General features: G+C 61.0%; 14 protein-coding genes and 3 pseudogenes. 10 read left to right on the plus strand and 7 right to left on the minus strand.

Annotation, left to right across the window (positions count from 1 at the left end):
* Both NKI49_RS19205 and NKI49_RS19210 read right to left on the minus strand, forming a co-directional pair.
* On the minus strand, window positions 1–5573 hold a 5573-nt coding region (locus NKI49_RS19205; protein ID WP_352695719.1), incomplete at its 3' end, for a Ulp1 family isopeptidase.
* Window positions 5574–6299: 726 nt separating this feature from the next.
* Complete coding sequence (locus tag NKI49_RS19210; protein ID WP_023671820.1) at window positions 6300–6434, minus strand: aldehyde dehydrogenase family protein; 135 nt, start codon at window positions 6432–6434, stop codon at window positions 6300–6302.
* A 908-nt stretch (window positions 6435–7342) separates the two neighbouring features.
* On the opposite strand from NKI49_RS19210, the pseudogene NKI49_RS19215 reads away from it, so the two are divergent.
* The 3 genes and pseudogenes from NKI49_RS19215 to NKI49_RS19225 all read left to right on the plus strand — a co-directional run.
* Window positions 7343–7701 (plus strand): annotated as a pseudogene (locus NKI49_RS19215) (DDE-type integrase/transposase/recombinase); the annotation flags it as partial.
* A gap of 267 nt (window positions 7702–7968) precedes the next feature.
* Window positions 7969–8345 (plus strand): annotated as a pseudogene (locus NKI49_RS19220) (type IV secretory system conjugative DNA transfer family protein); the annotation flags it as partial.
* Window positions 8346–8986: 641 nt separating this feature from the next.
* Window positions 8987–11521, plus strand: coding sequence for a two-component system VirA-like sensor kinase (locus tag NKI49_RS19225; RefSeq protein ID WP_352606442.1), 2535 nt, complete (start codon window positions 8987–8989; stop codon window positions 11519–11521).
* Between the two features lie 814 nt (window positions 11522–12335).
* Here NKI49_RS19225 and NKI49_RS19230 read toward each other — a convergent pair.
* A pseudogene (locus tag NKI49_RS19230) lies at window positions 12336–13025 on the minus strand (oxygen-independent coproporphyrinogen III oxidase); the annotation flags it as partial.
* A 1027-nt stretch (window positions 13026–14052) separates the two neighbouring features.
* On the opposite strand from NKI49_RS19230, the gene NKI49_RS19235 reads away from it, so the two are divergent.
* The 3 genes from NKI49_RS19235 to NKI49_RS19245 all read left to right on the plus strand — a co-directional run bounded on the left by NKI49_RS19235 (window position 14053) and on the right by NKI49_RS19245 (window position 15192).
* Window positions 14053–14358, plus strand: coding sequence for a hypothetical protein (locus NKI49_RS19235; protein WP_245271846.1), 306 nt, complete (start codon window positions 14053–14055; stop codon window positions 14356–14358).
* 100 nt (window positions 14359–14458) lie between these two features.
* Window positions 14459–14749 (plus strand): Fic family protein, encoded by a 291-nt coding sequence (locus NKI49_RS19240; protein ID WP_352606439.1) that lies wholly within the window; start codon window positions 14459–14461, stop codon window positions 14747–14749.
* A 23-nt stretch (window positions 14750–14772) separates the two neighbouring features.
* Complete coding sequence (locus tag NKI49_RS19245; RefSeq protein ID WP_023737287.1) at window positions 14773–15192, plus strand: Fic family protein; 420 nt, start codon at window positions 14773–14775, stop codon at window positions 15190–15192.
* Window positions 15193–15269: 77 nt separating this feature from the next.
* Here the strand turns inward: NKI49_RS19245 and NKI49_RS19250 are convergent, their stop codons facing one another.
* A complete protein-coding gene (locus tag NKI49_RS19250) occupies window positions 15270–16763 on the minus strand; it encodes an NAD-dependent succinate-semialdehyde dehydrogenase (protein ID WP_352606437.1) in 1494 nt (497 codons plus the stop codon).
* 123 nt (window positions 16764–16886) lie between these two features.
* Window positions 16887–18266 carry an aminotransferase gene (locus NKI49_RS19255; protein WP_352606435.1) on the minus strand — a complete coding sequence of 460 codons (1380 nt, stop codon included), beginning with the start codon at window positions 18264–18266 and terminating at the stop codon, window positions 16887–16889.
* A 98-nt stretch (window positions 18267–18364) separates the two neighbouring features.
* Between NKI49_RS19255 and NKI49_RS19260 the strand changes: the two genes are divergently transcribed.
* The 4 genes from NKI49_RS19260 to NKI49_RS19275 all read left to right on the plus strand — a co-directional run bounded on the left by NKI49_RS19260 (window position 18365) and on the right by NKI49_RS19275 (window position 22342).
* Window positions 18365–19246 carry a transketolase gene (locus tag NKI49_RS19260; protein ID WP_023768618.1) on the plus strand — a complete coding sequence of 294 codons (882 nt, stop codon included), beginning with the start codon at window positions 18365–18367 and terminating at the stop codon, window positions 19244–19246.
* The gene (locus NKI49_RS19265; RefSeq protein ID WP_352606433.1) at window positions 19243–20220 is read left to right on the plus strand and encodes a transketolase family protein; all 978 of its coding nucleotides are present in this window, start codon (window positions 19243–19245) and stop codon (window positions 20218–20220) included. Before NKI49_RS19260 ends, NKI49_RS19265 begins: the two co-directional genes overlap by 4 nt.
* Before the next feature lie 36 nt (window positions 20221–20256).
* Window positions 20257–21570, plus strand: a complete 1314-nt coding sequence (locus NKI49_RS19270; protein ID WP_352606431.1) for an aspartate aminotransferase family protein — start codon at window positions 20257–20259, stop codon at window positions 21568–21570.
* Window positions 21571–21658: 88 nt separating this feature from the next.
* Window positions 21659–22342, plus strand: a complete 684-nt coding sequence (locus tag NKI49_RS19275) for a GntR family transcriptional regulator (RefSeq protein WP_023737066.1) — start codon at window positions 21659–21661, stop codon at window positions 22340–22342.
* 44 nt (window positions 22343–22386) lie between these two features.
* Here the strand turns inward: NKI49_RS19275 and NKI49_RS19280 are convergent, their stop codons facing one another.
* Both NKI49_RS19280 and NKI49_RS19285 read right to left on the minus strand, forming a co-directional pair.
* The gene (locus NKI49_RS19280; protein ID WP_352555210.1) at window positions 22387–24180 is read right to left on the minus strand and encodes a hydantoinase B/oxoprolinase family protein; all 1794 of its coding nucleotides are present in this window, start codon (window positions 24178–24180) and stop codon (window positions 22387–22389) included.
* Between the two features lie 30 nt (window positions 24181–24210).
* Entirely contained in the window at window positions 24211–26271 is a 2061-nt protein-coding gene (locus NKI49_RS19285; protein WP_352606428.1) for a hydantoinase/oxoprolinase family protein, read from the minus strand.
* Window positions 26272–26275: the final 4 nt, after the last annotated feature.

Genomic DNA, 26275 nt, shown 5'->3' on the forward strand with positions numbered 1-26275 from the left:
TCAACGAACAGCAGCGACCAATGGGTGCCGCGCTCCGCAAGAGTCTTACCGCCATCGCTCACTGGCACGAACAGGAAGTCGGCTGTGTCGTTACCGTTCTGATGGACGATGCGCTGGAATGCGCTTAGCATGACGCTCTCGGAGCCCAAGCGCAGATGATAATTGGCTACGAGGGGATCCACGAACCGCGTCCGGGCGGCGAGATCTGGATTGTTCCCCTGCAACTCCTGCTCCAGGAGTTGGTAATCCCTCTGGATATGTTCGTCGCCTAGCCATTCCAATGCGCCGAGCACCCGCCCGTCTTTAGCTTTCCCAGGGGGCCTCTCTGGCCGACCCAATGCCTCCTGCGTCCCGCTGCGCTGCGCAGCGGCGTCCCCAATGGCACGAGCCTCCATGCCGACTGCGTCTTCCGGACGAGCAGCAAGGGCAATTTCGCGCCCGGGTGCGAACTTCCGGAGATGAGCTAGTGCACTGATCCTCCGGTTACCACCGGAGTTCACATAGCGCTTGGCATCTTCATCCAGCGACCCCTCGTGAAGCCGATCCGCAATCCCCGGCTTTTTGTTTTCATGCAGGTATTCACTGAAACGTATAAGAGTAGATCCATAGACCTGAATGGTACCGCGATTCGGCCCGGTCGCAGGCGCTTCTTTGTACTCTTTGATGAGAGCCGCTGTGTAATCTCTGATGAGCGCGGCGTCGGCAGGGTAGGGATTCCGGACAGGGCGGTCGACCACTGGCGCTCCGCCCGCCAACGTCTTGAGACGACCCAGTGCTCTAGCCACGATCGAGGGGCCACCCCTGCTCTCGTACTCCGAGGGGCCACCCCTGCTCTCGTACTCCTTGCGATCCTGATCCAGCGACGATTCGTCAAGCCGAGCAGCAAATCCCGGCCTGTTATTATCAAAGAGCCAACGACCAAAGCCGAGAAGAGAATTTACATGGCGCTTGACCGTGCTCTCCTTGACCTTACCGGCATAGAGTGCTGACCTCAGCCCTTCGACAACGGTCGCATCGTTGGAATAGAGGGGACCCTTGTCGCGACCGGAGACCCCTATTGGAGGATCTGGCTGCACCGCCGCCGGCACAGAACGAGCATGGTCACGCAACTCGGACGGTGCGGGGGGATTCAGATCAACCACTGACGAATCCGGCGCATGATGATGGCGCGCCGTTGAGTGACCCGGCTGCAGCACCGAGGCACCCAGCATCGACCCACTGCCTCCGGCATACGGCGCCGCGGCGTGTTCTTGTCCGCTCCCTTGCATCATGGGCTGCGCTTCCCATGGCAATGCACCCACTTGATGGGTGGGGGCCTGCATCAGCACGCGAGCGCCTGAATTGCCGATCTCGCTCAGCTGCGGCTCAGTGGCAACGTCCTGCAGACGACTGTTCAGGGGCCTTTGCCTCTTCGCTGGTCTCAACTCCGCTGTATCATGCTCACGGTTGATGAGGACCTCCTCGCTTGATAGCTGGTTGCTCCTGTCCTGTGCAGCGATCCGCTCGTCCGGCGCGCCCTGGTCGCCGTAGATCAGGGGACGAAAGGACCCTGCGGGATCCGAGGCTTGGTGATGGGGCCCAGTTGGCACGAAAGACAATGGCAGAACAGCGTCGTCTTCATTAGCTTTCCCAGGGAGCTCGCGCCCGAGTTCGGACTTCCGGAGATGAGCTAGTGCACTGATCCCACCGGAGTTGTTATAGCGCTTGGCATCTTCATCCAGCGACCCCTCGTGAAGCCGAGCCGCAATCCCCGGCTTTTTGTTTTCAACCAGGTATTCACTGAAACGTCTAGGAGCAGATCCATAGGTCTGAATGGTAGCGGGATTCGGCCCGGTCGGCGCTGCCTTGTACTCTTTGATGGGAGCCGCTGTGTAATCTCTGATGAGCGCGGCGTCGGCAGGGTCGGGATTATTCAGGACAGCGGCGCGGTCCAGCACTGGCGCTCCGCCCGCCCACGTCTTGAGATGACCCACTGCTCTAGCCACGTCCGAGGAGCCACTCTTGCTCTCGTACTCCTTGAGATCCGGATCCAGCGACTCCTCGTGAAGCCGAGCAGCAAATCCCGGCCTGTTATTATCAAAGAGCCAACGACCAAAGCCGAGAAGAGAATTTACATGGCGCTTGACCGTGCTCTCCAATGCTGACCTCAGCCCTTCGACAATGGTCGCATCGTTGGAATAGAGAGGACCCTTGTCGCGACCGGAGACCCCTATTGGAGGATCTGGCTGCACCGCCGGCGGCACAGAACGAGCATGGTCACGCAACTCGGACGGTGCGGGGGGATTCAGATCAACCACTGACGAATCCGGCGCATCATGATGGCGCGCCGTTGAGTGACCCGGCTGCAGCACCGAGGCACCTAGCCTCGACCCACTGTCTCCGGCGTAGGGCGCCGCGGCGTGTTCTTGTCCGCTCCCTTGCACCATGAGTTGCGCCTCCCATGGCGATGTATCCACTTGAGGGCCGGGATCATGCACTGGTTCGTCCATTTGCTTTTGCAACCGAGCCCACCTTTCGGCCACCGCGGCCTCGCCAACCGCGGAGGGCGTCTCCTCAGCCCTGGCGAACGCTGGCCCGGCAGGCGCCGCCGGCACAGAACGAGCATGGTCACGCAACTCGAACGGTGCGGGGGGATTCAGATCAACCACTGACGAATCGCGCGCCGTTGAGTGACCCGGCTGCAGCACCGAGGCACCCAGCATCGACCCACTGCCTCCGGTATGCGGTGCCAGGTGCTCGTCCCCCAGCATCATGGGCTGCGCCTCCCATGGCAATGCACCCACTTGATGGGTGGGGGCCTGCATCAGCACGCGAGCGCCTGAATTGCCGATCTCGCTCAGCTGCTTAGCTTTCCCAGGGAGCTTCTCTGGCCGACCCAATGCCTTCTGCGGCCCGCTGTGCTGCGCAGCGGCGTCCCCAATGGCACGAGCCTCCATGCCGACTGCGTCTTCCGGACGAGCAGCAAGGGCAATTTCGCGCCCGAGTGCGGCGTACGGCGGGAACTTCCGGAGATGAGCTAGTGCACTGATCCACCGGTTACCACTGGAGTCCAAATAACGCCTGGCATCTTCATCCAGCGACCCCTCGTAAAGCCGAGCCGCAATCCCCGGCCTGTTGTTTTCATGCAGGTATTGACTGAAACGTCTAAGAGTAGCCGCATAGTCCTGAGTGGTTTTGGGATTCGGCCCGGTCGCAGGCTCTGCCTCGTACTTTTTGATGAGAGCCGCTTTGTAATCTCTGATGAGCTCGGCGTCGACAGGGTCGGGATTCAGGGCAGCGCGGCCCACCATTGGCGCTCCGGCCGCCGACTCTTTGAGACGACCCAGTGCTCTAGCCACGTTCGAGGAGCCACTCTCGCGCTGGTACTCCTTGAGATCCTGATCCAGCAACGGATCGTCAAGCCGAGCAGCAAATCCCGGCTTGTTATTATCAAAGAGCCAACGACCAAAGCCGAGAAGAGAATTTACATGGTCCGTGACCGTGCGCTCCCCGACCTTACCGGCATAGAGTGCTGACCGCAGCCCTTCGACAACGGTCGCATCGTTGGAATAAAGAGGACGCTTGTCGCGACCGGAGACCACTACTGGAGGATCTGGCTGCACCGCCGCCGGCATAGAACGAGCATGGTCACGCAACTCGAACGGTGCGGGGGGATTCAGATCAACCACTGACGAATCCGGCGCATGATGATGGCGTGTTTCCCCGGGAACAACGTCCCGTACGAACACCGAGTCTGGGTTGCCTTGGTCCGGCGCGACTGGAGCCAGGGCTCTGTCGTGCAACGCTCGCGCTGACTGGCCGAGCCGCTTGATCCGCTGGTGAAACGTCCCAACGGGGCTTTCCTTAACCGCGTCTCGCGCCTGTCGGTCCATGAGTTCAAAGTTCGTGAGATAATTTGCCGTTCCAGATGTATCGTCACCCATGAGTCGGGTTTGTAGTGCCTGCCGATTGACGACGAGGTTGTTGAGGTTCAGGTCTGGCAGGTCTGGCTGGTCTGGCTGCCATCTTTGCAATCGCCCAACCAGCGCCCGCGTGCCGTCCACCACGTAGACTCCGCAATCCCACTCGTTGCTCTGCTGGGCGATGCGGGGTAAGTCCACGCGGGTCTCCAGGTTGGCGCCCAGCCTTTCTGCGAGGTGTTTTGCAAGCTTGTCATGCCATCCGCTGACGGAGTCATAATGATAGGCAACCGGCCGTTCCCGGTCGCTGCGATCAACGAACAGCAGCGACCAATGTTTGCCGCGCTCCGCAAGAGTCTTACCGCCATCGCTCACTGGCACGAACAGGAAGTCGGCTGTGTCGTTACCGTTCTGATTATGGACGATGCGCTGGAATGCGCTTAGCTTGTCGCTCTCGGAGCCCAAGCGCAGATGATAATTGGCTACGAGGGGATCCACGAACCGCGTCCGGGCGGCGAGTTCTGGATTGTTCCCCTGCAACTCCTGCTCCAGGAGCTGGTAATCCCTCTGGATATGTTCGTCGCCTAGCAATTGCAATGCGCCGAGCACCCGCCCGCTGGGGTCGCCGAAAACACCAAAAAACCCTTCGACCGCGGGGGACATCCCCTCAGGAAAGAGCTCTGGCGAGGCGGAATTCCCCGCCCGCAAGCTGGGCGGAGCGAATTCCGGTGGCCTCAGTGGCACCTCCTCGCTTGGTAGCAGGTTGCTCCTGTCCTGTGCAGCGATCCGCTCGTCCGGCGCGCGCTGGTCGCCGTCGCGCCAGATCAGGGGACGAAAGGACTCTGCGGGATCCGAGGCTTGGTGATGGTGCCCAGTTGGTACGGAAGACGATGGCAGAACAGCGGCGTCTTCATTAGCTTCCCCAGGGAGCTTCTCTGGCCGACCCAATGCCTTCTGCGGCCCGCTGTGCTGCGCAGCGGCGTCCCCAATGGCACGAGCCTCCATGCCGACTGCGTCTTCCGGACGAGCAGCAAGGGCAATTTCGCGCCCGAGTGCGGCGGACGGCAGGAACTTCCGGAGTTGAGCTAGTGCAATGATCCTCCGGTCACCACTGGAGTCCTTATAGCGCTTGGCATCTTCATCCAGCGACTCCTCGTGAAGCCGAGCCGCAATCCCCGGCTTTTTGTTTTTATGCAGGTATTCACTGAAACGTCTAAGAGTAGCTCCATAGTCGTGAATGGTTTGGCGATTCGGCCCGGTCGCAGGCGCTCCCTTGTACTCTTTGATGAGAGCCGCTTTGTACTCTTTGATGAGCACGGCGTCGGCAGGGTCGGGATTCAGGACAGCGCGGCCCACCATTGGCACTCCGCCCGCCGACTCTCTGAGACGACGCAGTGCCACAGCCACAGTCGAGGAGCCACCACTGCTCTCGTACTCCTTGAGATCTTCATCCAGCGACTCCTCGTGAAGCCGAGCAGCAAATCCCGGCTTGTTATTTTTAAAGAGCCAACGACCAAAGCCATAAAGAGAATTTACATGGCGCTTGACCGTGTCTTCCTTGGCCTTACCCGCGTAGAGTGACCTCAGCCCTTCGACAACGGTCGCATCGTTGGAATAAAGAGGACGCTTGCAGCCGCGACCGTCGGAGACCACTATTGGAGGATCTGGCTGCACCGCCGCCGGCACGGCGGAACGAGCATGGTCACGCAACTCGAACGGTGCGGAAGGATTCAGATCACCCACTGACGAATCCGGCGCATGATGATGGCGCGCCGTTGAGTGACCCGGCTGCAGCACCGAGGCACCTAGCATCGACCCACTGCCTCCGGCGTACGGCGCCGCGGCGTGTTCTTGTCCGCTCCCTTGCATCATGGGCTGCGCTTCCCATGGGGCCGCGCCTTCGATGAGGCTCAGGTCTCCCTGAGACGGATGAGGATGGAACGGGTCTGGCAGAGCCGGAACGCCGGGGGCGGGAATTTGGGCAGCGGCTTGGCGCGCCTCGCCCGAGCGCTGCTCAAAGCCCTCTTGCCCGGCCTGTGCCGCTTGCTCTTGAGATGCCGGGGGCTGCACCTGCCGCCAACCTGTTACATTGGATAGGTCAAATTTGTGCCGGTTCACGCTAGCCTCACGTCCACAGATCAGCTGAGCAACCTACTCGGGCATACTTACGAGAAGCTGACGAGGTCCGCGGTCCCGGAGCGGGTAGGCCTAATTTTCTGCGCGCCGATTGCGCTGGCGCGACGTAGCCCGGCCTTTTGCCAGCTCGGCAGCTACGGCTCGCAAAGAGCGTCGTAAGGCTTGCGGAGCCGCCCCTCAGCTCCCGTCGAGGAGCAATCGACAATTCACATATTTGGAGATGGCTCGCTGTTTACCGGTCTGCGAGCCCTGCAAGCCCATGCTTCAGATGCCGCCCGTGCAGAGGTATTTCATTTCGAGGTAGTCCTCGAGGCAATGGCGGGAACCCTCCCGCCCGATGCCGGACTGCTTCACTCGGCCGAAAGGCGCGGCTTCCGACGACATGCGTCCCGTGTTCATACCACTATGCCATATTCCAAGGCCTCGGCGACACGCCAAACACGCTTCCGTTTGAGGCACAAATGTGGGGGAAGGCCGTAGATCGTGTCGTTGGCCTCATGCACGACCTATCCGCATCGTCGAAGCAATCACAGCCGCCAGCCGCCCGAATGTCTCTTTCTTGCGCGATGGTCATCTCGCTGGAGACAGGACCGATAGTTCGACGTGCCATTCGCGCGATGCGTTTGCCCCCGCATCGAATTCTGCGGCCTTTCGCGACGGCATGGGATTCGATTTTGGCCAGAGCCTGCCTGTCGATCAGCGCACCGATCGCCACTCCGGAGCAAAGCCCTCGCCAACGATAAGTGGCGGACTTTCTCCACGAACTCTCGACAAACACCTTCGTGAACGCCTGACTGGACGGGGGTAGCCATGCCGAACAGGTCGCATAACCACGCCATCGTTCGGCGACTGCAGCCGCGAAGCGTCTCGAACACATCGGCTCGATGCGGTTGCGTCCAGAATGCATCAGCGAGCGGCGGGAGTCTTCGCTATATTCGCCCCCGACATCCCGAAGTCCACCAGCTTGCCTGCCAAAAAGGGGTGTTGCATGAATAAACCCGCTTTCGTCGCCGTCAGCCGCGTGCCCAGGAAGGACGACAGTCTCCATAGCAAGAATGCGAGATGATCATCGTATTCAGCGGCAGCGTGCCGGCGAAATTGGGTTTTCGGCAAGCCAAATAGCGCGATGCAGAAGGATGGTGAGGATTTCGCGTCCGCCACTGCGATGCATAGAGCCACCCTTCGCAACCGACCAGCGCAACAAAGCTCGTTATGCGGCGCGTAGGTTCGTAGACGCTTATCCAGTATCGAGATAACAAGGCCGCTGCGCAGGAACGAACTCTGAGAGCGCACCCTGCGAGAGGTTGCGCTTGCTGACGCGGCTGTGGAAGAAGCAGGGGCTCGCGCCGAAGCGCATGATCACCGACTAGCTTCGCTCGTATGGAGCGGCAAAGCGACAGATGATGCCGGACGTCGAGCACCGGTCGCACAAGGGATTGAACAACAGAGCGGAGAATTCCCATGTGCCGCCGCGAAAACGGGAGCGGATGATGCAGGGGTCCGATCGCCGGGAGGCCTGCAACGCTTCGTCTCGACCTTGTCAGCCCTCCGCAACCTCTTCGTCCCCCGCCCCAAACGTTCTGCTCTCGCCATACATGTTCATCGCTTGCAAGCCACCGCCGAATGGAAGGCCGTGACTGGAACGCCCGCAACGATGGATTGCTAACGGCGAACTCATGCTGGTCGGCAAGGCGATACTGGCTGGAGCATCAACTCGGCCGACGAGAGTGGCCACACCATCCTAGACAGGATCGGCCGATATGCCCGGCATCGCCGCTCTGCAAAAAGCACAGCGGGCATCCAGACGTTGCCGGGTTGACTATGGGTGTCCGAACCGCGAAAAGAGGCCGCTCTTTATGAGTGCCGTGCGCTGGCAGTCTAACCCCAAGCCCCCCGCCCGGGCTGCCGGCGCGCTTCTAGGAACATCGAGGTAGATGACGAGACTCCGAACTACATTTCCAAAGCTATCGGTGGATTCACATTTCAAGCCCAATCGATTTCCTACAGCCAGGCGCGAACGTTCGATTGGAACGTTCAGAATTCACATCAAGGTGCACCGCTGTTGCGTCCCGAACAGGTGCGGCTGCTCAATGACGAGTACGAAATCGTTCTCATCAAGGTCCGCCACCATTAAAATTGAGGAAGGTGCGATATTTTTCGGATCGCATTCTGAAACGCATCTTTGAAAGCCAGACAGGCGCCCTCCCGGAGCCGGCGCCCTTGACGGGAGCAGAGGAGGCGCTCTCCGCAGAATCTCAACTCGATGACCCGCTGTGTGAATTGGCGCAGGACTTTGACGATACAGTTTGATGTGAGGCTAGTATGAACCCGCGAAATAGTAATCCATCCCGTGTAACAGCTTTGTCGCAGGTGCAGGACGCCGGCTTGGAAGACGGGCAAGCGGTCCAGGCCCGGCGAGTGGGCTTTGAGCAGCACGTGTCCGAGGCGCTCCGGCCGCTGTTCGATGGTCGAGCTGACGAGCCGCCTACCGGTCCAGAGGAGCTTCTGCGACTGGAACAAGGGTTTCGCGAGGTGCTTCAGCGAGGGCAGGATCATCAAGCCGCCTCGTCTTTTTTCAGCGATCCAAGGATGCCCGCTGGACGGGATGACCCCAAGGGAAGCGTGTCGGACGCTTTCGCAGCAGCCGGCTCTAGGCACGCCGGAGTCGAGGCCGCCGCCCCGCCAGTGTTAGCTGCCAGCCAACAGCAGATCCGGCCCTCGCCAGTTGCGTTTGACCGGCCGGTATCATCCTCGGCTGCTGCAGGCGTGCGCTTGTATGCCCCTTCGATGATCTCTCGGAAGACCAGTTCCGAAAACTGCGATCAGTTGCCCGCCTTGTGCTGCCGCCTCGCCGTCGAGGTCGAAACGCCCGCGAATCAATGGAAGGTCAGCGGGCCATGGGGGCAGAGTGCAACGGCGTCTACACCGCCTATTTGAGGGGAGAGGTACACTTGGCTTTCCTGTTCCAGCAGCATCCGGCCGCACACCGACGCGATGGGGAGCTAGAATTCAAATCGGATCTTCGCAAGGCACGCACCGCGGATCAAACGCCGTTCGTTTGGGAAAAATGGCTCAGTACCGACAAAGCTTCTGTAATGGCCCTAGTGGCCTCGGTCGCGCTCTTGGTCGCGATACAGTGGCAAGACCCCCAGATCAACGAGGCGGTCCTAAGCGAACTGCGGACGATTCAGATCAACTACGCATTGCTCCAGCGAGACGTCGCCCGCGCCGACATGGTATTGGACTTCCGTTCCGTTGCTTCTACCGGGCAAGCATTAAAAAGGAACCTTCAAAACTACCAACGCCTTGTTGAGATTTCGCCCAATGAGAGCTCCGGGGTGCACTCCAGGTTGGTTGCACAGCTCAAAAATTCCCTCGGAAACACAGAAGCTGCCATCTCGGCCTCGGCCGCGCAAAATGAGCTTCTGCAAAGCTCTCTCGTACGCTTTGCTCGCTCGGCTAATCGCCTTCGGGGGGGAGTGTCGAACAGGCCTGAATTTTCCAATCTGATCCTTCAATTTTCGGCCAGACCGGGATTCAGCCTCGCATTACAAATCGATCAGTCTCTCCGCCGACTTCCTCCTAGCCAGGACCAAGTCACGGAGGATGTTGCCCGCGAGGGCCGCGCTATCCTGTCCTCAATGTTGAGGTTGGACCGCGCTGTCAATCGGATCCCATCCTTCGACACGTTCGCCAAGGCTGCCGAATTGGAGCGAGAACATCTGAAAGCCTACAGCTTCGCCAGCGCGCAAGCGCAGCGTACACGACTTTTCTTTGGCTTGGTGTCCATATGCCTCTGCTTGTTTGCGACCATTCGAGCCTCCACGCTGCATGTGCGGACGAACCGGTTGGAAAGGCGGTTAGAGCTTGAAGCGGCGATGAGTGAGATCGAAGCTTGTTTCATCGACAGTCAAGCAACGAAGGCTTCGCGGCGCTTCTCCACCGAAGCAGCGCTTAGACTCATTCAATGCGTTTTCGATGCCGATCAATGCGCGCTTGCTCTGGTGGATCCGAGTATCAGCAGGAATACCGAGTACTTTGTCGCGAACAAGCGCATGCGCGTCTGGAACGCCACGCTAATCCATGAAGTCGTCTCACTTGTACACCCGGAACAGCCAGTGTTTCGCGTCGTTCCGGCGTCGGAAGTGGTTCGGACTGCCGTAGGCACTACCGGTGTTTGTCAAATTGTTGGTTGCAGGGCCTCCGATCAGCAGGCTGCGGTTTGTATCCTTGTTTTTGAAGGAGATCGCTCACCACCCTCCACAGACGACCTCCTGGTTCTGGCGAGCGCTACTGTGCGTTTAGGCAACCATCTTGAAATGCAACGTGTACACACGGAACGTAACCTTTTTGAGAGTCGATGGGAGCATGCGGAAAGGCTGACGGCTGTCGGCACAATCGCAAGCGGCGTTACACATGAATTCAATAATGTTCTAGGAGCAATAGTCGGCTACGCAGAGATGGCTAAAGGTCTTGTGCGTCGCCCCTCGAGAATTCGGGGCCACATCGGCCAAATTATCTTGGCCAGCAACCGAGCCAAACTGATTATTGATCAAATTTTGTCACTAAGCCGAAATCGGAAGCGCGTGACGATGCCTTTCGACGTCTCGGAGAGTGTAATGGATCTCGCGCCATTGCTGCGGGTTACACTTCGTGCGGATGTTCAGTTGAACTTCAAGATCAACGAGTGGCAAACGGTGATCGAGGGCAGCCCGACCGAGATACAGCAGATCCTTATGAATCTATGCAAGAACGCGTCGGAGGCTCTCTTGAATCAGGGCCGTGTCGAGATTAGCGTTTCTCGCGCTCACGTCTGTCAAACGAAGCCCGTGGCTAAGGGCACCTTGAAACCGGGAGATTACGTTCTCCTCTCCATCAGCGACGATGGCCAAGGAATCGCAAGTTCGGTGCTTCCGCATATCTTTGAGCCCTTTTTTACCACGCGCTCTCGCGTCGGCGGGACCGGACTGGGTCTTGCTGCAGTGGACCGCCATGTGAGCGCGCTCGCAGGATGCCTTGACGTCACCTCGGCTGTTGGCCGAGGTACACGCTTCGATCTCTACTTACCGGCCTGCGCTGAGGAGCAGGTCAGAGCTGATAGCGCTTTCGGCCCATGCGATGGATCACTTGGCAACGGAGAAATCATTGCAGTCGTTGACCCCGATCCAGCAGCGTTGGAGATCTACAAGGATAAGATCGCCGCGCTGGGTTATAAGCCGGTCGGCTTCGCGACCTTCGAGAGTCTTTGCGACTGGATCGAGAGCGGGAAGGCAGCCGACCTCCTAATTTTCGATAAAGCGACTTTCCTCGGGCCAGGACAGCCCGAAGCCGTACGTACCACCCTGATGACGGTGCCCATCATCGTCGTTGGTGGAAGCGACCCCATGCCGATCACATCTGGTAATCAGACCTTCGTCCTTTGGCTAGCCAAACCGGTCTCGTCCAGGACGATGGAGCATGCAATTCGTAGGATGATAATGGCATGATGCCGCCGACGCGCTCAGGATACCGAGCTACCGAGGCAGTCGGAGGCGGAGCCGGCTGGGATCCGGCAAATACAAGAGCGTCGGACGATCTCTGCGCACCCGGCTCATGGCGAGTTCCCCTCGAACACTGTCGTCGGCTTCCGCTCAAGGAAGGCTCCCCGACCACGGCAAACCTGCCGCCGTGCTCGTGACCGTCAAGGACAAGTCGCCGCGCGATGAGGTCTGCGGGCCTCCATCCTTGACAAGTCACTGCGCGCTGGCGGCCACAGGCGACGGGTAATATAAGGTCGGGACGAGGAGATGGTCGCCAATCGGTCACGCAAGATGGTTGACGAAATGACTCGAGAGCAAAGCTTGACAATCATCGCCCCATTCACGCCAGACTTCTCCTGTGCGTTCATCATCGGCTACGGCTCCTCGCTGCCCCGACAAGGCTATCGCCGCCCGGCCGGGCAAGCGATATCCAAGGTTCCGACGTGTTCCTTTCATGCTAGATTGACCTAGGCCCCGGCAGGGCGGGAGCATGAGGCTGGGTTCTCGGTCGCGGATCTGTGAGGCAAGCACGGGGTAAGCGACGGCTCGACCCACCATTGGGAAGGCCGGCTTCGGCACGGAGGTGCGGCCTCGGCGTTGAGAGGCATCGGATCGGGTGTAGCAGGACTTTCGAACTAACTGCCGACAACACACTGGATAGGCTGTTCTCGTCGTTCGGTCCAGTTCACCAACGCCTATGTCGACATTTTACTGCGCTTCACTACTAACCGGGCACCGCACGATGGCAGCTCGTTCTCTCCGGCAAAAGATACCCCCTGTGTTAGCTTCCGTGTGTCTGCTTGCCCTCACCTGCGGGATACGTAAGGCCATCCCTAAAAGCATCGAATGCGGCAGCGACAGCGCGAATCCCAAAGCGATGCTCCCGCCGTACGCGGACAAAACCGTTTTCGAAGTCCACTATTCCGTCCTTGGCCAGCATCGCCAAACGCTCCTGTGAACCGCGAAGACGGATCGGATCAGATTCGTGGGCGACACAGATTGCCGGCACGTCAGCCTCGAAATCGCACATTAATCGCTCGAAAATTGCGGCTCGCACGCGGTCGTCGTCTGTGAGGCGATGGCCCTTCGATGTAGCCAGTCGGCCAGCTGCGATGTGCTGGATGTAGGAATCCCGTGTAACTTCGTTTTGAACGTATCCCTGGCCGGTGCGGCCGATAGCCGACGCGCCGAAACCGATCAGGGTTCTGCAGGTATCGGCAGAGTAGCCCAACGAGTTACGTCGCAGGCGACCGGTTTCCTGTGCCAGCGCGAGCTCGTCGTGCGGCAAGGCGAAAAGGTCGAGCCCGATCTCCCGGTAGCCGGCGGCAACCAGCGTCACGGCGACAGCCGCATGCTGTTCAGCGCGGGCAGCGCTGGCAAGCCGGTCGGGGCGCATGGCGACCGCTGCCCTCGCCGTCTCGACCCACGACACCACCGTTTGACGCGGCAGGCGTCCCATGATGATAACAAATCACCTTGCCGCTGAGCTCGCCTGTGTCTTTGCGTTATGCCAGTCCGTTCCGCTTAGATGTCTTGGCTGTTCCCGCCGAGACCTCACGCGCACCGTTTTGTTCCCACCATCCCTCCCCGTCAGCTCCGCCTGGGAAATTCTGCCAGCTTGCCGGATCCGACGAGATAATGCAGCGCTGGGACGGACTTTGCTCGCCAGCTAGCGACCGTGGTGATCTCTGCCAAAAGGACGAGGCCATGAACGCGATCGGCGCTAACGGTGGGCGTTTGTATAAGCCTTGGGGTGGGAACTGGGCCTTCTATGCTGGCGCCACATACAAGCTCAACGAGACAACTTCGTTCTACCTTCGGCTCTCCCGGTGACCAGCTCTCAGTAGCGTCGCGGCAAACGTTGCCTATGGGCTTCTTTTCGATTTCACAGCTACGGCGACTCCAAACTCAGCAGTCGGCAAGATGGAAGCTTCCAACGGGAACTGCCCAATGCGAACAAGAAGAGCAGTGTCGGCAGTAATCCTGCGCTTCGAACGCTCATCCTAACGCCGTGAAGCGTTGAGCTCCGAGGTTGGGCAGACCAAGCCCGCAACACGCTCCAAGAGAACGGCGCATAGAAGCCATACGAGATTGCAGCCTAGCCTTCGGGGCCGGACGTTTTTTCATATCAGACCGGTGGGGATGAAGCCTGCCATCCAGCACCCGGTCAGTTTCAGGTCAAACTTGAACTCCCAGTCGGGTCAGAACGCGATCAACTGGCAGTCCGACGCACTTAAAAATGACAAATGGATCGCCTGCTTTTGGGCCATCCATGGGGAATTCGGGCGCGAGAGAACAAGCTCACACAGCATAAGCGAAGCTCCAGGCGAATCTTGCGCTGGCCGAGGCAGAACCATGTTTAAAGCTGCCTGTTTTCCACCTCGAACCTGTCTGAGTCCGGCCGATCGTCATAGATCGGCCAAAGCATCGGCCAGATGGCTCCCCCAATTACGGTTTGTGCATAGTTGTCAGTACGATAGGCCTGCCGAACATCGGCCATGATCATCATCGGCAGCATCGATTTGTGTCCAAGCCTGGCGACGTCGGCTGTTTTGGGCAAAAGCCTGCACTCGCGTACCGCAGCCAACCTCGCCCATCTCGTGCGCATCATGAACACCTACTACAGCAACCTGATCGAAGGCCACGATACGCGCCCGCGCGACATCGAACGGGCGCTGGTCGGAATTTCGATCGAGACGAGAACCGCCGCAATCTGCAGCTCGAGGCGGCCGCGCACGTTCGCGTGCAAGCCGAGATCGACCGCCTGGCTGCCGATGGGCAGTTGCCGGAACCGGCATCGGTAGGTTTTCTTCGATGGCTGCACGCGGAATTCTATCGCGATGCCGAAGCGCCCATGCTGACCATCAAGGGTGCCGGCCGTGAGTTCGTCATGGCGCCAGGTGAGTGGCGTCGAAGCCAGAGCATGACGTCGCCATCGGCCGGCATGAACCGCCTTCGAGCGATCGCGTCAACGATTTCATGCAATACTTTGCCATGCGTTATCGCTTCGATAAGCTGGGCAAGGCCGGACGCATCCTGACCATTCCTGCCGCGCATCACCGCTTCAACTACATTCACCCGTTTCCGGACGGCAACGGACGCGTCAGCCGATTGATGAGCCACGCCATGGCCCTCAGGCCGGGGTCGCCGCGCACGGGCTGTGGTCGATCTCACGAGGCTTGGCACGTGGCGTGAAAAGCCGAACGGATTACAAGAGCATGATGGATCATGCCGATATGCCCCGCCAGGGTGATCTCGACGGACGTGGCAACCTCTCCGAACGCGCACTCGGCGATTTTACCTTATGGTTCCTGCAGGCGTGTATCGATCAGGTGAGCTTCATGACCGGACTGTTCGATCTCGACACGTTGGCCAAGCGGCTGTATCGGCATGTGGAGCGCAGTGGTCTGAAGCCCGAAGCCGGCCGCCTCGTGGAGGAAGCGCTCACGCGCGGTGAGTTTGACCGCGGCGAGGCATCCCGTATTAGCGGACTACCCGAACGTACGGCGCGTCGAGTGTTCAATGACGTAATCGCGCTCGGACTATTGGCGTCGGAAACGCCAAAGGGCCCAGTGTCCCTACGCTTTCCGGCGGACGCTCTGGACGCGCTGTTTCCGAAGCTTTTTCCGGAAACGTAAGAGCATAGGGCGCTCACGATCTTAGGTCACTTCTCCTCGGAACCGGAAAGATTTTCACCGGATCACCCGCGGGTTCGTCATTCCGCGTTCTGAGACGCGGGAAAAGCCGGCGCACTAGAGCCGAGGCCGCCGATGCAGACATATTTGGTGTCGAGGTAATCCTCGATGCCCTGATGTCCGCCTTCCTTGCCGAGGCCGGATTCCTTGACGCCGCCGAACGGCGCCTCCGGCGTGGTGATGAGGCCTTCATTGACGCCGACCATGCCGTATTTCAGCCCTTCCATGACGCGGAAGGCGCGGCCGAGATCACCTGTGTAGAAATAGCAGGCGAGGCCGAATTCGGTGTCGTTGGCGAGTGCTATGGCTTCCTCTTCGGTCTCGAACTTGAACACCGGTGCGACCGGGCCAAATATCTCTTCCTTCATGAAGCGCATCTTGGGCGTCGCATTGGCAATGACGGTCGGCTGGAAGAACGAACCGCCGAGCGCATGGCGCTTGCCGCCGGCGACGATCTTGCCGCCCTTGGATGTGGCGTCGGCGATCAGTTCCTCGACCTTCTCGACCGCCTTCTCGTCGATCAGCGGCCCCTGCTGCACGCCGTCCTCGAGGCCGGAGCCGACCTTCAGCCCGTTGCTGGCGGCAGCGAGCTTCTCGACGAACTTGTCATAGACACCAGCCTGGACAAGGAAGCGGTTGGTGCAGACGCAGGTCTGGCCGGAATTGCGATACTTGGCGGTGATCGCACCAGCGACCGCACGCTCGAGGTCGGCGTCATCGAAGACCAGGAACGGCGCGTTGCCGCCGAGTTCCATCGACACTTTCTTGACGGTGACCGACGACTTCTGGATGAGAAGCTTGCCGACTTCGGTCGATCCGGTGAAGGTGATCTTCGACACCAGCGGATTGGCGCAGATCTCGTCGCCGATCTCGCTTGCCGAACCGGTCAGGATGTTGACGACGCCCTTGGGGAAGCCGACCTCCTCTGCGAGCGCACCCCAGGCGAGGCCCGAATATGGCGTCTGCGAGGCCGGCTTGACCACTGCGGTGCAGCCGGCGGCGAGCGCCGGGCCGAGCTTGCGGGCCAGCATCGAGGACGGGAAATTCCACGGCGTGATGGCGGCGATGACGCCGACCGGCTCCTTGGTCACCAGGATGCGGCGGTCCGCCCATGGCGAAGGCACGACATCGCCATAGGTGCGGCGACCTTCCTCGGCGAACCACAATATGTAGGCCGCGGCAGAGCCAATCTCGCCCTTCGATTCGAACAGCGACTTGCCCTGTTCGATGGTCAGCAGTTCGGCCAACACGTCCTGATTGTCCATCATCGCGTCATGCAGCTTCCGCAGCAGCTTCGAGCGCTCGAGCGCGGTCGTCTTGCGCCAGGTCTTGAAAGCTTCCGCGGCGGCTTCAATGGCGCGGCGGGTCTCGGCCCTGCCCGACTTCGGCACGGTGCCGATCTTGAGACCGGTGGCCGGGTTGTTGACGTCGACCGTCAGTCCGCTGTCGGCCTGCACCCACTCGCCGTTGATGAGATTGGCCTGGCGCATGAAATGGCTGGTTTTCTGAAGCATGGTCTGGCCTCCGTTCGGATAAGACAATCAGGATCCTGTATGCTGGCTGCGGCTCGCGCTTGCCCAAGCGCCTTTCGCGCGGCCGGCCCCTCCAGCGACGTCTCGCCGCCTCGCCGGGCGGGTTCATGCCGACTGGTCAGTCCGCGCATGGGCCGCCGCGGTCTCATCAAGAGCCGCGCGAATGCCATCAACCATGTAATCGATCTCTTTAGGGGCGATGACGTAGGGCGGGCAGATTGCCAGCACGTCGCCCATGTTGCGGATCATGACTCCGTGCTCGCGGCACCGCCGCTCGACATCGGTGCCAATTCGCAGCTCCGGCGCAAAGGCGCGACGGGTGGCGCGATCCTCGACGATCTGGATCCCCGCTATAAAACCGCGGCCGCGGACCTCGCCGACCAGTGTATGGTCGTTGAGCGCGTCCGCGAGCGCTGCATGCAGATAATCGCCGAGACGGCGCGCCTGGCTCACGAGATCGATCTCGCGGTAGATCCTGATCGCCTCGGCGGCGACGGCGGCTGTCACCGGATGGCCGGAATAGGTGAAACCGTGGCCGAACACGCCGACCTTGTGGGCCTCGTCGGCGACGCACTGGTAGACCTTGTCGGAGATAATGACGCCGCCAATGGGCAGATGACCGGATGAAAGCCCCTTGGCGACCGACAGCATGTCCGGTTCCATGCCAAAAGTCTGGCTGCCGAACCAATTTCCGGTGCGTCCGAAACCGCAGACCACCTCGTCGGACAGCATCAGGATGTCGTATTTGCGCAGCACCGCCTGAACCTTTGGAAAATAATTCTCCGGCGGTACCAGCACGCCGCCGGCGCCCATGACTGGCTCTGCGATCATCGCGGCAATCGTCTCTGGCCCCTCCGCCAGGATCAGGGCCTCGAGTTCCTGGGCCAGGCGCGTGGCGTAGTCATGCTCCGCCTCGCCCGGCAGACCGTCGAGATAGTGGAACGGCCGCGCGGCGAATATGACGGGAAGCGGCGGCAGGTTGAAGGACTTGTGCATGTGCGGCAGCCCACTCAGCGCCGCGCCCATGATCGTACTGCCGTGGAAGGCGCCAAACCTGCTGATGATCTTGCGTTTCTCCGGACGTCCCCGCGCGGCCTGGTAATACCAGGCGAGCTTGATCATCGTATCATTGGCTTCCGAACCGGAGCCGACCAGAAAGACGCGCGCGTGGTCGAACGGCGCCAACGCGGTAAGCTGCTCGACGAGTTCGACGGTGGGCTCGTTCGAGCGGTGGTTGAAGGTGTGGTAGACGGCGAGCTTGCGCATCTGGCGGTCAGCAGCGACAGCCAGCCGGCTGTCGCTGAAGCCAAGCGAGGCGCACCAGAGTCCGCCCATGCCCTCGATATAGCGGTTGCCCGCGTCATCCGTGACGGTCGCGCCTTCGCCGGCCACGATCGTCAACGGACCATGATCCTCATGCAGGCGTGGATCCGTTTGGGAATGAAAGTGCCTGGCCATGTCCAGCACGCGCGATTCGTTGTTCATCAAAATTCTCCTTGCGACCAGATAGGCGGTTGCTTCGGCGAGGAATATCTTATAACTTATAAGTTGTCGAGAAAAAATGATCCCGAGAGTGACGTCCAATGGCCAACGCACCCACTCCTTCAAACAACACCCTGCCACCCGACGCGGAGCGGATCGCCCTGTTGCGCGACAGGGCAGAGTTCGTCCGGCTCGAGACGCTGCGCCTCATCCAGATCGCCAAGGTGGGCCACTATTCGTCGGTGTTCTCCTGCGCGGAAATATTCGCCACGCTCTACTACGATGCGATGCGGCTGAGGCGCGGCGAGCCGCAATGGCCGGACCGCGACCGCTTCCTTATGGGCAAAGGGCACGCCGCGGTCGGCCTTTATCCGCTGCTGGTCGACTGGGGCTTCTTCTCCAAGGACGTCCTCGATGGCTATACCCGGCTCGGCAATCCGCTTGGCGATCATCCCGACATGCGCAAGGTGCCCGGCGTCGATTTCAGCTCCGGCTCGATCGGCCATGCCCTGTCCGGCGGCCTCGGCATGGTGCTTGGCGGCCGTGCGGCCAACCGGCGCTTCGATGTCTATGTCCTGCTCGGTGACGGCGAGATGCAGGAGGGCCAGGTCTGGGAAGCGGCGCTCTCCGCCGCCCACCATAAGGCCGGCAATCTGATCGCCATCGTCGACCGCAACGGATACCAGCTCGACGGGCAGGTCGACGACATCATCGGCATCGAACCGTTGGCCGACAAATGGGCGGCGTTCGGCTGGCAGGTGCACGAGGTCGATGGGCACGACGTCGTCGCTCTCGCGACGCTGCTGCGACAGTTGAAGGCCGAGGCAGACCGCACCCGGCCCGTCTGCATCATTGCCAAGACCTCCAAAGGCAAGGGCGTTGGTTACATGGAAACCGAACCCGGCTGGCATCTGGGCTATCTCGCGCCATCGGACGAGGCCTTGGCCGCCGAAGAGATCAAGCGTGGAGGCAAAACACAATGAACGGCCCGATCGATACCAACTCCTGGCAGTACCGCCAGATCAACGCGCGCGCGCCTGGCCTGAGTTACCTGGCCAACGCGCTCATTGATCTGGTCGAAGACGGTTATCCGGTCGTGGCCGGCACGGCCGACCTTCAATATTCCAACGGGCTGGTGCGGTTCGCGCAACGCTTTCCCGAGCGCTTCACGCAATTTGGCATTTCCGAGCAGAACATGGTTTCGGCTGCTGCCGGCATGGCCAGCACCGGCGCCATGCCGTTCGTCGCAACATTCGCTTCTTTCCTGGCGCTGCTGTGCTGCGAACAGATCAGAACCGACGTCGCCTATTCGGCGCTGCCGGTGCGGCTGATCGGTCATCATGCCGGTATTTCACTCGGCTTCTACGGCACCTCCCACCATGCGACGGAAGACCTTGCCATCATGCGAAGCATTGCCGACCTCACGGTCGTCGCACCGGCCGATGGCCCGCAACTGGCGGCCGCCGTCAAGGCGTCTGTCAATCATGCGCAGCCAATCTACTTCCGCATTGGCCGCGGCCAGGAACCGGTGGTCTATGAAGACGGCGTCGACTTCCAGTTCGGCAAGGCGATCGTTCACGGCGAAGGATCGGACCTGACCATCATCGCCTGCGGCTCGATGGTCCATCCCTCACGCGAGGCTTACCGCGCGCTGCGCGCGGCGGGCAAATCCGTCGGGCTGATCGACATGCATACGATCAAGCCGCTGGATACCAAGGCTGTGCTCGCGGCCGCCGCCCACTCCCGCTTCGTTCTGACGATCGAAGAACACAACATCCTGGGCGGTCTGGGCGGCGCGGTGGCGGAAATCCTGGCGGAGGCGGGCAGCCCGGCACGTTTGATACGCCATGGCATCCGCGACGAATACAGCCTGATCGCGCCGCCAACGCATCTCTACAAGCACTACCGGCTGGACGCGGCGGGGATCGAGGCCACCGTCCGCGAAGCCCTCGGCTGAGCCGGCGGACAACCATAGCCATGCACGGACATTGCGATGACCGATCAGAATAACACCGCCCGACTCATCGAGCGCGCCGGTGCGGTGATGCCGGGTGGATTGCTCAGCCCGAGCCGCAGGCTCGGCGCGCCGCATGTCTTTGCCCGGGCGCAGGGTGCGTTTCTCTACGACGTCGAGGGACAGCAGTACACCGACTTCCATTGCGGCTTCGGCGCCAATGTGCTTGGCCACTGTCATCCGGCGGTGCGTGAACGCATCGCTGCGGTCTCCCAGGACGTCGATCTTGTCGGAGCGGGAACGATGCTCCTGGAGATCGAGGTGGCGGAGGCGCTGGTCGACTGCATCCCTTGCGCGGATCTCGTCGCCTTCTGCAATTCGGGATCGGAGGCGACCTATCACGCCCTCCGCCTTGCCCGTGCCGCCACCGGTCGCAAGCGCATCATCAAATTCCAAGGCGGATATCATGGCTGGCACGACTATGTCGCCATGAACGTACAGTCGCACGCGCAGGCGATCGGCAAGTACGATCCCATCAGCGCCGGGATCCTCGAGGATGCCGCCCGTCACACCATCGTGCTGCCATACAACGATGCCGGCGCCGTCGAGGATTATCTCAAGGCCAATCCAGGCGATGTCGCGGCGATCATCATCGAGCCAATCGCTCACAATATGGGGTCGGTGATTGCGACGGATGCTTTCCTGCGCGACCTGCGTCGCCTGACCAGCGATCATGGTGTCGTGCTGATCTTCGACGAGGTCATCACCGGCTTTCGCCACGCGCTCGGCGGCTATCAGTCGATCGCCGACGTCACGCCTGATCTCGCGACCTTCGGCAAGGCGGCCTCCTCAGGCTATCCCGTTGGCGTGGTGGCCGGTCGTCGCGATCTCCTGGAGCTCGTCGGCCGGACCGGGGAAGGATCCGTGTTCATGGGCGGTACTTTCAACGGCACGCCGTCGACGCTCGCCGCCATGCAGGCGACGATCGAGGAGCTGTCGAAACCAGGCTTCTATGACCGCCTCTTCGCCCTTGGCGCTTTCATGCGGACGGAGTTGGACGGAATAATAACTCGCCTCGGCCTGCCCGCGCAGAGCGCCGGGTTTGGCTCGGTCTGGCTGATCTATTTTCTCAGCGGTCCTTACCGCGACTACCAGGACTTGCTGGGCAACGACGATGTTTTCGATCTTGCATTCCGCAGAGAGATGGTGGCGAACCGGCTGATCGGCCAGCCGCTTCCGCTCAAGCGTCTCTACCTGTCAGGGAGCCATGACCGGGCGACAGTCGAGAAATCGCTGGATATCATCGAGACAATCCTGCGCAAGCTCTCCGCTGGGAAACCCGCCAGCTCCTAGCCATGTTTCGCAACGGACTTATAGGATATAAGAGCGTCTCGCACTATCCGTTGTCGATTCGGTGCGGCCAAGATTGCAGCGGTGGACCATGAGCACGATGCAGCCAATCGAGCAAGGCAGTCTGTCGGCGAGAACTTATATCTCGCTGCGCGAAGCCCTGATCGCCGGCAATTTCCGGCCCGGCGAAAGACTGTTGATGCAGGATCTGGCGCAACGGCTGGGCACCAGCGTCACGCCTGTGCGCGAGGCCTGTTTCAGGCTCGTCAGCGAGCAGGCGCTGGAACTGCGGTCAGGGCGGTTCATCACCGTTCCAGAGCTGACCCGGTCGCGTTACTGGCAGGTCCGGCTCATTCGCATCGCGCTCGAGGGACTAGCGGCCGAACTCGCCGTTGAGCATGTTTCGGAGAAGGACATTGCAAAACTGGTCGAGATCCATCGCGATTTCGTGGCCGGCGAAACGTCCGGCGATGCTGACCGCGCCCGTCGCGCCAATCGTGAATTCCACTTCGGCGTCTACCGCCTGTCCAAGATGGATATGCTGATCGCCCAGATCGAAAGCCTGTGGGTCTCGATGGGCCCTATCCTTAACGTGTATTATCTGCAGGCCGAGAACGATTACATCGGCGCGGAGGAGCACGAGACGCTGATCGAAGCGTTCCGGACCCGCAACAAGAAGGTGGCGCGTAAGGCGATCGAACGCGACATCGTGCGCGGTGGCATGAACCTGTTGCGGTATTTCGACGAGCAGGACGCGGCCGCCAAGCGAGCGTGATCGAAGCCGCCGGTCATTTGCTGGCGACCTCTCTTCGCGCTGGCTCAGGCCGCCCGAAGGCGCGCGGTGGCATCCTGGTCGACGGCCCAGACGCCCTGCTCGGCGTCCAGCACCAGGGCCACCTTGTAGGATTGGCGAGCCGCTTCGCTCGTCAGCCAGCCGCGGTCAACGCTGGCCGCGACACGGCGGACATCGCGCTTGGTCGGGTCGCCGTAGCCACCGCCGCCACAGGCAACGAACTCGATGCGCTCGCCGGCGCGACACGCCTCCTCATGGAACGCAGGCAATTCCACCAGCTTGCCGTCCGTGCCGCGCTTGGCGCTGCGACTGGCCTTGGCGTCACCGCCGCCGAGCACGCCACGCGGCGGAAAGGTTGTGCCATCGGCCGAGTAGACCAGTGTCATCTCGTGGTCGACGGGATAGAAGACACCGCCCACCGCGGGAGCGCCCTCGAACTCGCCAATTCCTTGGGTATCCGCCACCACGCCGCGCGATTCAATGATGATGGGATACATAGATTCGTCCACCTCCACGGAATCCAGCGCGATCAGGCCGCCATTCGCCGGCCCGCAATATGTCAACCAGCCGTCATAGCCGTGACGCGCGCCGCCGCCGGCGTAGCCAATGAAGACCTGGTTGACGTAGGGCTGCCCGTCCTTGAACGGATCCTTGCCCGAAATCACCCCGATCCCCGCCGGCAGGTGCGAGCCGCTCTCGGCCTGGCCATAGGGTTCTCCCATCGTCGAGAACACGCAATTGCCGGCGATGATCAAGCGGTCGTTGACATTGGTGGTCGCCACCGAGGTGCCTACGGGGTAGCGGGGTTTGCCGACCACGCTTCCCTCCCGCATCAACACTTTGATCCGGCTCTTGGCACCCTCATTGTGCGGGATGCCGTCGTCGAGATTGTTGAAGACGCCAATGCGGCACGAGCCCGTGCAGGTGTTTTCCGAAAGGTTGAGACCGCCAGGGACGTTGTCCATGTTGTCACGCACATCGACCGTGATCTCGCCGGCTTCAGGGTCGACATCGATGGTGATCCGGACCGGGATGCCCTCCTCCGCCACGCCGGGGACCGGGTCATGGCGGACCTCGTAGGAGAACTTGCCCTTCGGCAATTTGGCGATCTCGGCCATGGCGCGACGCGCACCGTAGTCGAACCAGTCCTCGACGAAATCCAGCAGCGTGTCGCGGCCGTATTTTTCAAGCAGTTCCAAGAGACGGCGTCGACCGGTCCTGCAGGCGCCGATCTGGGCTCTCACGTCGCCCAGCCAGATGTCTGGAACACGGTTGCGCATCATGCCGATGCGCAGGATGTCCTGCTTCTCCCGGTGCTGTTCGACCACACGCACGCAGGGAAAGTGGATCCCTTCCTCATAAACGTTCTTGGCAAATGGCAGATAGGTCGAAGGTGTCGGCGCGCCAGTATCGGCGTGATGGGAAAGCGCCACGGCCCAGAACAGCGGCTTGCCGTCGAAAAAGATCGGCATCGCCATGATCAGGTCGGCATGATGGGTGCCGCCAGTGTATGGGCAGTTGTTGAGGAAGATGTCGCCGTCGGCGATATCGTCGAACAACTCCGTTATCGGACGGGTCGCCAGATCCATCGACATGACGTGGATCGGCAGCGCGTCCTCGGTGGAAACGAGGCGGTGATCATAGGTCAGGATCGCGCAGCTCAGGTCGCGGGCGTTCTTGATCACCGCCGAGCGGCTGGCCCGCATCACGACCAGCGTCATTTCCCGCACGACGGCCTCGAACCGGCTTTTGAGAACCGACATCAGGAACGGATCGACGCGGCGCGTTGGCGTCTCCAGGCGAATGACAGGTGAATTCATTTTGCGGTGCCTTGTTCGGGAAGGTTTGAGTCAATCGACGGTCACGACGATGTTGCCTTGCGGGTCGACGCGCCCGCGATGTCCGTCCTTGAGGAAGGCGGTGAACGTCGTCGCCTCCAGCAGGCATGGCCCATCAAGCGCCGCCCCCGCGCCCAGCTGGTCCATGTCGTAGACGGGCAGAGAGCTCGTCCGCCGGGTTTCATGCAAATAAGCTGACCGATGGGTCTTGGCGATCGGCGCCGTCGCCTGGTCGGCCAGCCTGAAATCCTTCCAGGCATCCTGATTGGCCCGCTTGCCCACCGCGCGCAGCTTCCAGTTGGTGAATTCGACAACGTCGCGGTCGGATCTGATCGAATAGATGCGTTCGTGCATCTGATGAAACGCTTCGACGAGACTTGGGAGTTTTTCCGCTTCGAGGCGCGCCTCATTGGCCTCGAAATGGACCTCGATCTCCCAGGATTGGTACTCGTAGCGACCAAGAAAGGAGAACTCGAAACGCCGGAGATCTGGCTCAACGCCGGCCTGTTCGAGAAATGCCTCGCCCGACACCTTCAACCGCGCCAGGATGTCGGAAACGCCGGCGGCGTCGAAGCGCCGGGTCGAGGTTAGGAAAACCGCGCTTTCCTCGCGCGTGATATCCGAGATCAACCCGCCGAACGCGCTCAGTCCGGCCATGAAGCGGGGGATCATGTAGCGTTTCAAGCCCAATATGTCGGCCATCTCGGCGATGTGGATGGCGGTCGCACCGCCGCCGCAGACAAAGAAACTGTCGCGTGGGTTTATGCCCTCGCGAATGGTGATTTCCTCGATGGCCCCGACCATGTTGTGGTTGCTGGTGGTCTGGATGGCGTAAGCCGCGTCGAGCAGCGGGATGCCGAGCCGCGTCGCGATGCTCGCGACCGCTTTCTCGGCCAGTTCGCGGCTGATCTTGATCCGGCCGCCGAGGAAATAATCCGGGTCGATGATGCCGAGCACGACATTGGCATCGGTGACCGTCGGAGCGGTGCCGCCCGCCCCGTAGCATGCCGGCCCCGGCCGCGCGCCAGCGCTTTGCGGCCCGACCCGAAGCAGGCCGCCATCGTCGACCCAGGCAATGGACCCGCCGCCGGCGCCAACCGATCTCACATCGACTTTCGCGATCCCCAGCGAGTCGTCGTGGATCATGCTGTCCGGGGTGATGATAATCTGGTGGTCGCGCAAAGCCGAGACGTCGAATGTGGTGCCGCCCATGTCACCGACGATGACATTGGCTTCATCGCTCAGCGCCAGCGCCGCCATCGGCGCCAGCGTCGGCCCCGACATGACGCTGTAGATTGGCCGCCGCAACATCTCGGCGGGAGGCATCATTCCACCGACGCAGTTGGCCAGCAGCAGCTCGCCCTGGAAACCAGCCTGCGAAAGTGCTTGCCGCAAGTCCTCGATATAGGTTCGCACGATCGGATTGATCGACGCGTCGATGGCGGCTGCGATGATGCGCTTGTACTCGCGCGACATCGGATTGACTTCATGGCTAAGCGTCACCGGGATCTCCGGCCATGCCTGCGCGATGATATCGCGCACCGTTGTTTCATGGGTGGAATTGACGACGGACCAAAGCAGACCGACTGCTATTGCTTCGACGCCATAGCGTTGGAAGTCGGCTATCGCCGCCTCGACATCGGATCTCGACAAAGGCGTGAGCTCCCGCCCGCGCGCATCGACGCGGCCCCGCGCCGTTTTCGTCAGGTGGCGCGGGACGTAGGGCTCGGGATAGTCGAGCCGCCACTGGAAGGCACCCTTGCGCGGGCCTTCGCGCAGGACGAGGATGTCCTGATGTCCTTCGTTGAGGATCAGTCCGACCTTGACGGTTTTGCGCTCGACGAGCGCGTTGGTCGAGACGGTCGAGCCGTGCACGATCAGGTCGATCGCGGTTATGAACGTCGCGGGGTCGAGCCCGTATCCGGCCGCCGCGACGTGCAGCACGTTGATGAATCCCTTCTCGAATTCGCCGGGCGTGGTGGGCGATTTGAAGATCGAGATTTTCCCACCGGGCTCGGAAACCAGGCAATCGGTGAAGGTTCCGCCGATGTCGATGCAGACTTGATAAGCCATTTAA

It is taken from the genome of Mesorhizobium sp. M0587 (genome assembly GCF_040320945.1).
Taxonomy (GTDB): Bacteria; Pseudomonadota; Alphaproteobacteria; order Rhizobiales; family Rhizobiaceae; genus Mesorhizobium.

What these genes read in the sequence shown, in the direction of transcription:
- NKI49_RS19250 (WP_352606437.1), bottom strand. Translation starts at nt 16,763, where the DNA reads ATGCTTCAGAAAACCAGCCATTTCATGCGCCAGGCCAATCTCATCAAC.
- NKI49_RS19260 (WP_023768618.1), top strand. Translation starts at nt 18,365, where the DNA reads ATGGCCAACGCACCCACTCCTTCAAACAACACCCTGCCACCCGACGCG.
- NKI49_RS19280 (WP_352555210.1), bottom strand. Translation starts at nt 24,180, where the DNA reads ATGAATTCACCTGTCATTCGCCTGGAGACGCCAACGCGCCGCGTCGAT.
- NKI49_RS19255 (WP_352606435.1), bottom strand. Translation starts at nt 18,266, where the DNA reads ATGAACAACGAATCGCGCGTGCTGGACATGGCCAGGCACTTTCATTCC.
- NKI49_RS19270 (WP_352606431.1), top strand. Translation starts at nt 20,257, where the DNA reads ATGACCGATCAGAATAACACCGCCCGACTCATCGAGCGCGCCGGTGCG.
- NKI49_RS19245 (WP_023737287.1), top strand. Translation starts at nt 14,773, where the DNA reads ATGATGGATCATGCCGATATGCCCCGCCAGGGTGATCTCGACGGACGT.
- NKI49_RS19275 (WP_023737066.1), top strand. Translation starts at nt 21,659, where the DNA reads ATGAGCACGATGCAGCCAATCGAGCAAGGCAGTCTGTCGGCGAGAACT.
- NKI49_RS19265 (WP_352606433.1), top strand. Translation starts at nt 19,243, where the DNA reads ATGAACGGCCCGATCGATACCAACTCCTGGCAGTACCGCCAGATCAAC.
- NKI49_RS19210 (WP_023671820.1), bottom strand. Translation starts at nt 6,434, where the DNA reads ATGAACACGGGACGCATGTCGTCGGAAGCCGCGCCTTTCGGCCGAGTG.
- NKI49_RS19285 (WP_352606428.1), bottom strand. Translation starts at nt 26,271, where the DNA reads ATGGCTTATCAAGTCTGCATCGACATCGGCGGAACCTTCACCGATTGC.
- NKI49_RS19235 (WP_245271846.1), top strand. Translation starts at nt 14,053, where the DNA reads ATGATCATCATCGGCAGCATCGATTTGTGTCCAAGCCTGGCGACGTCG.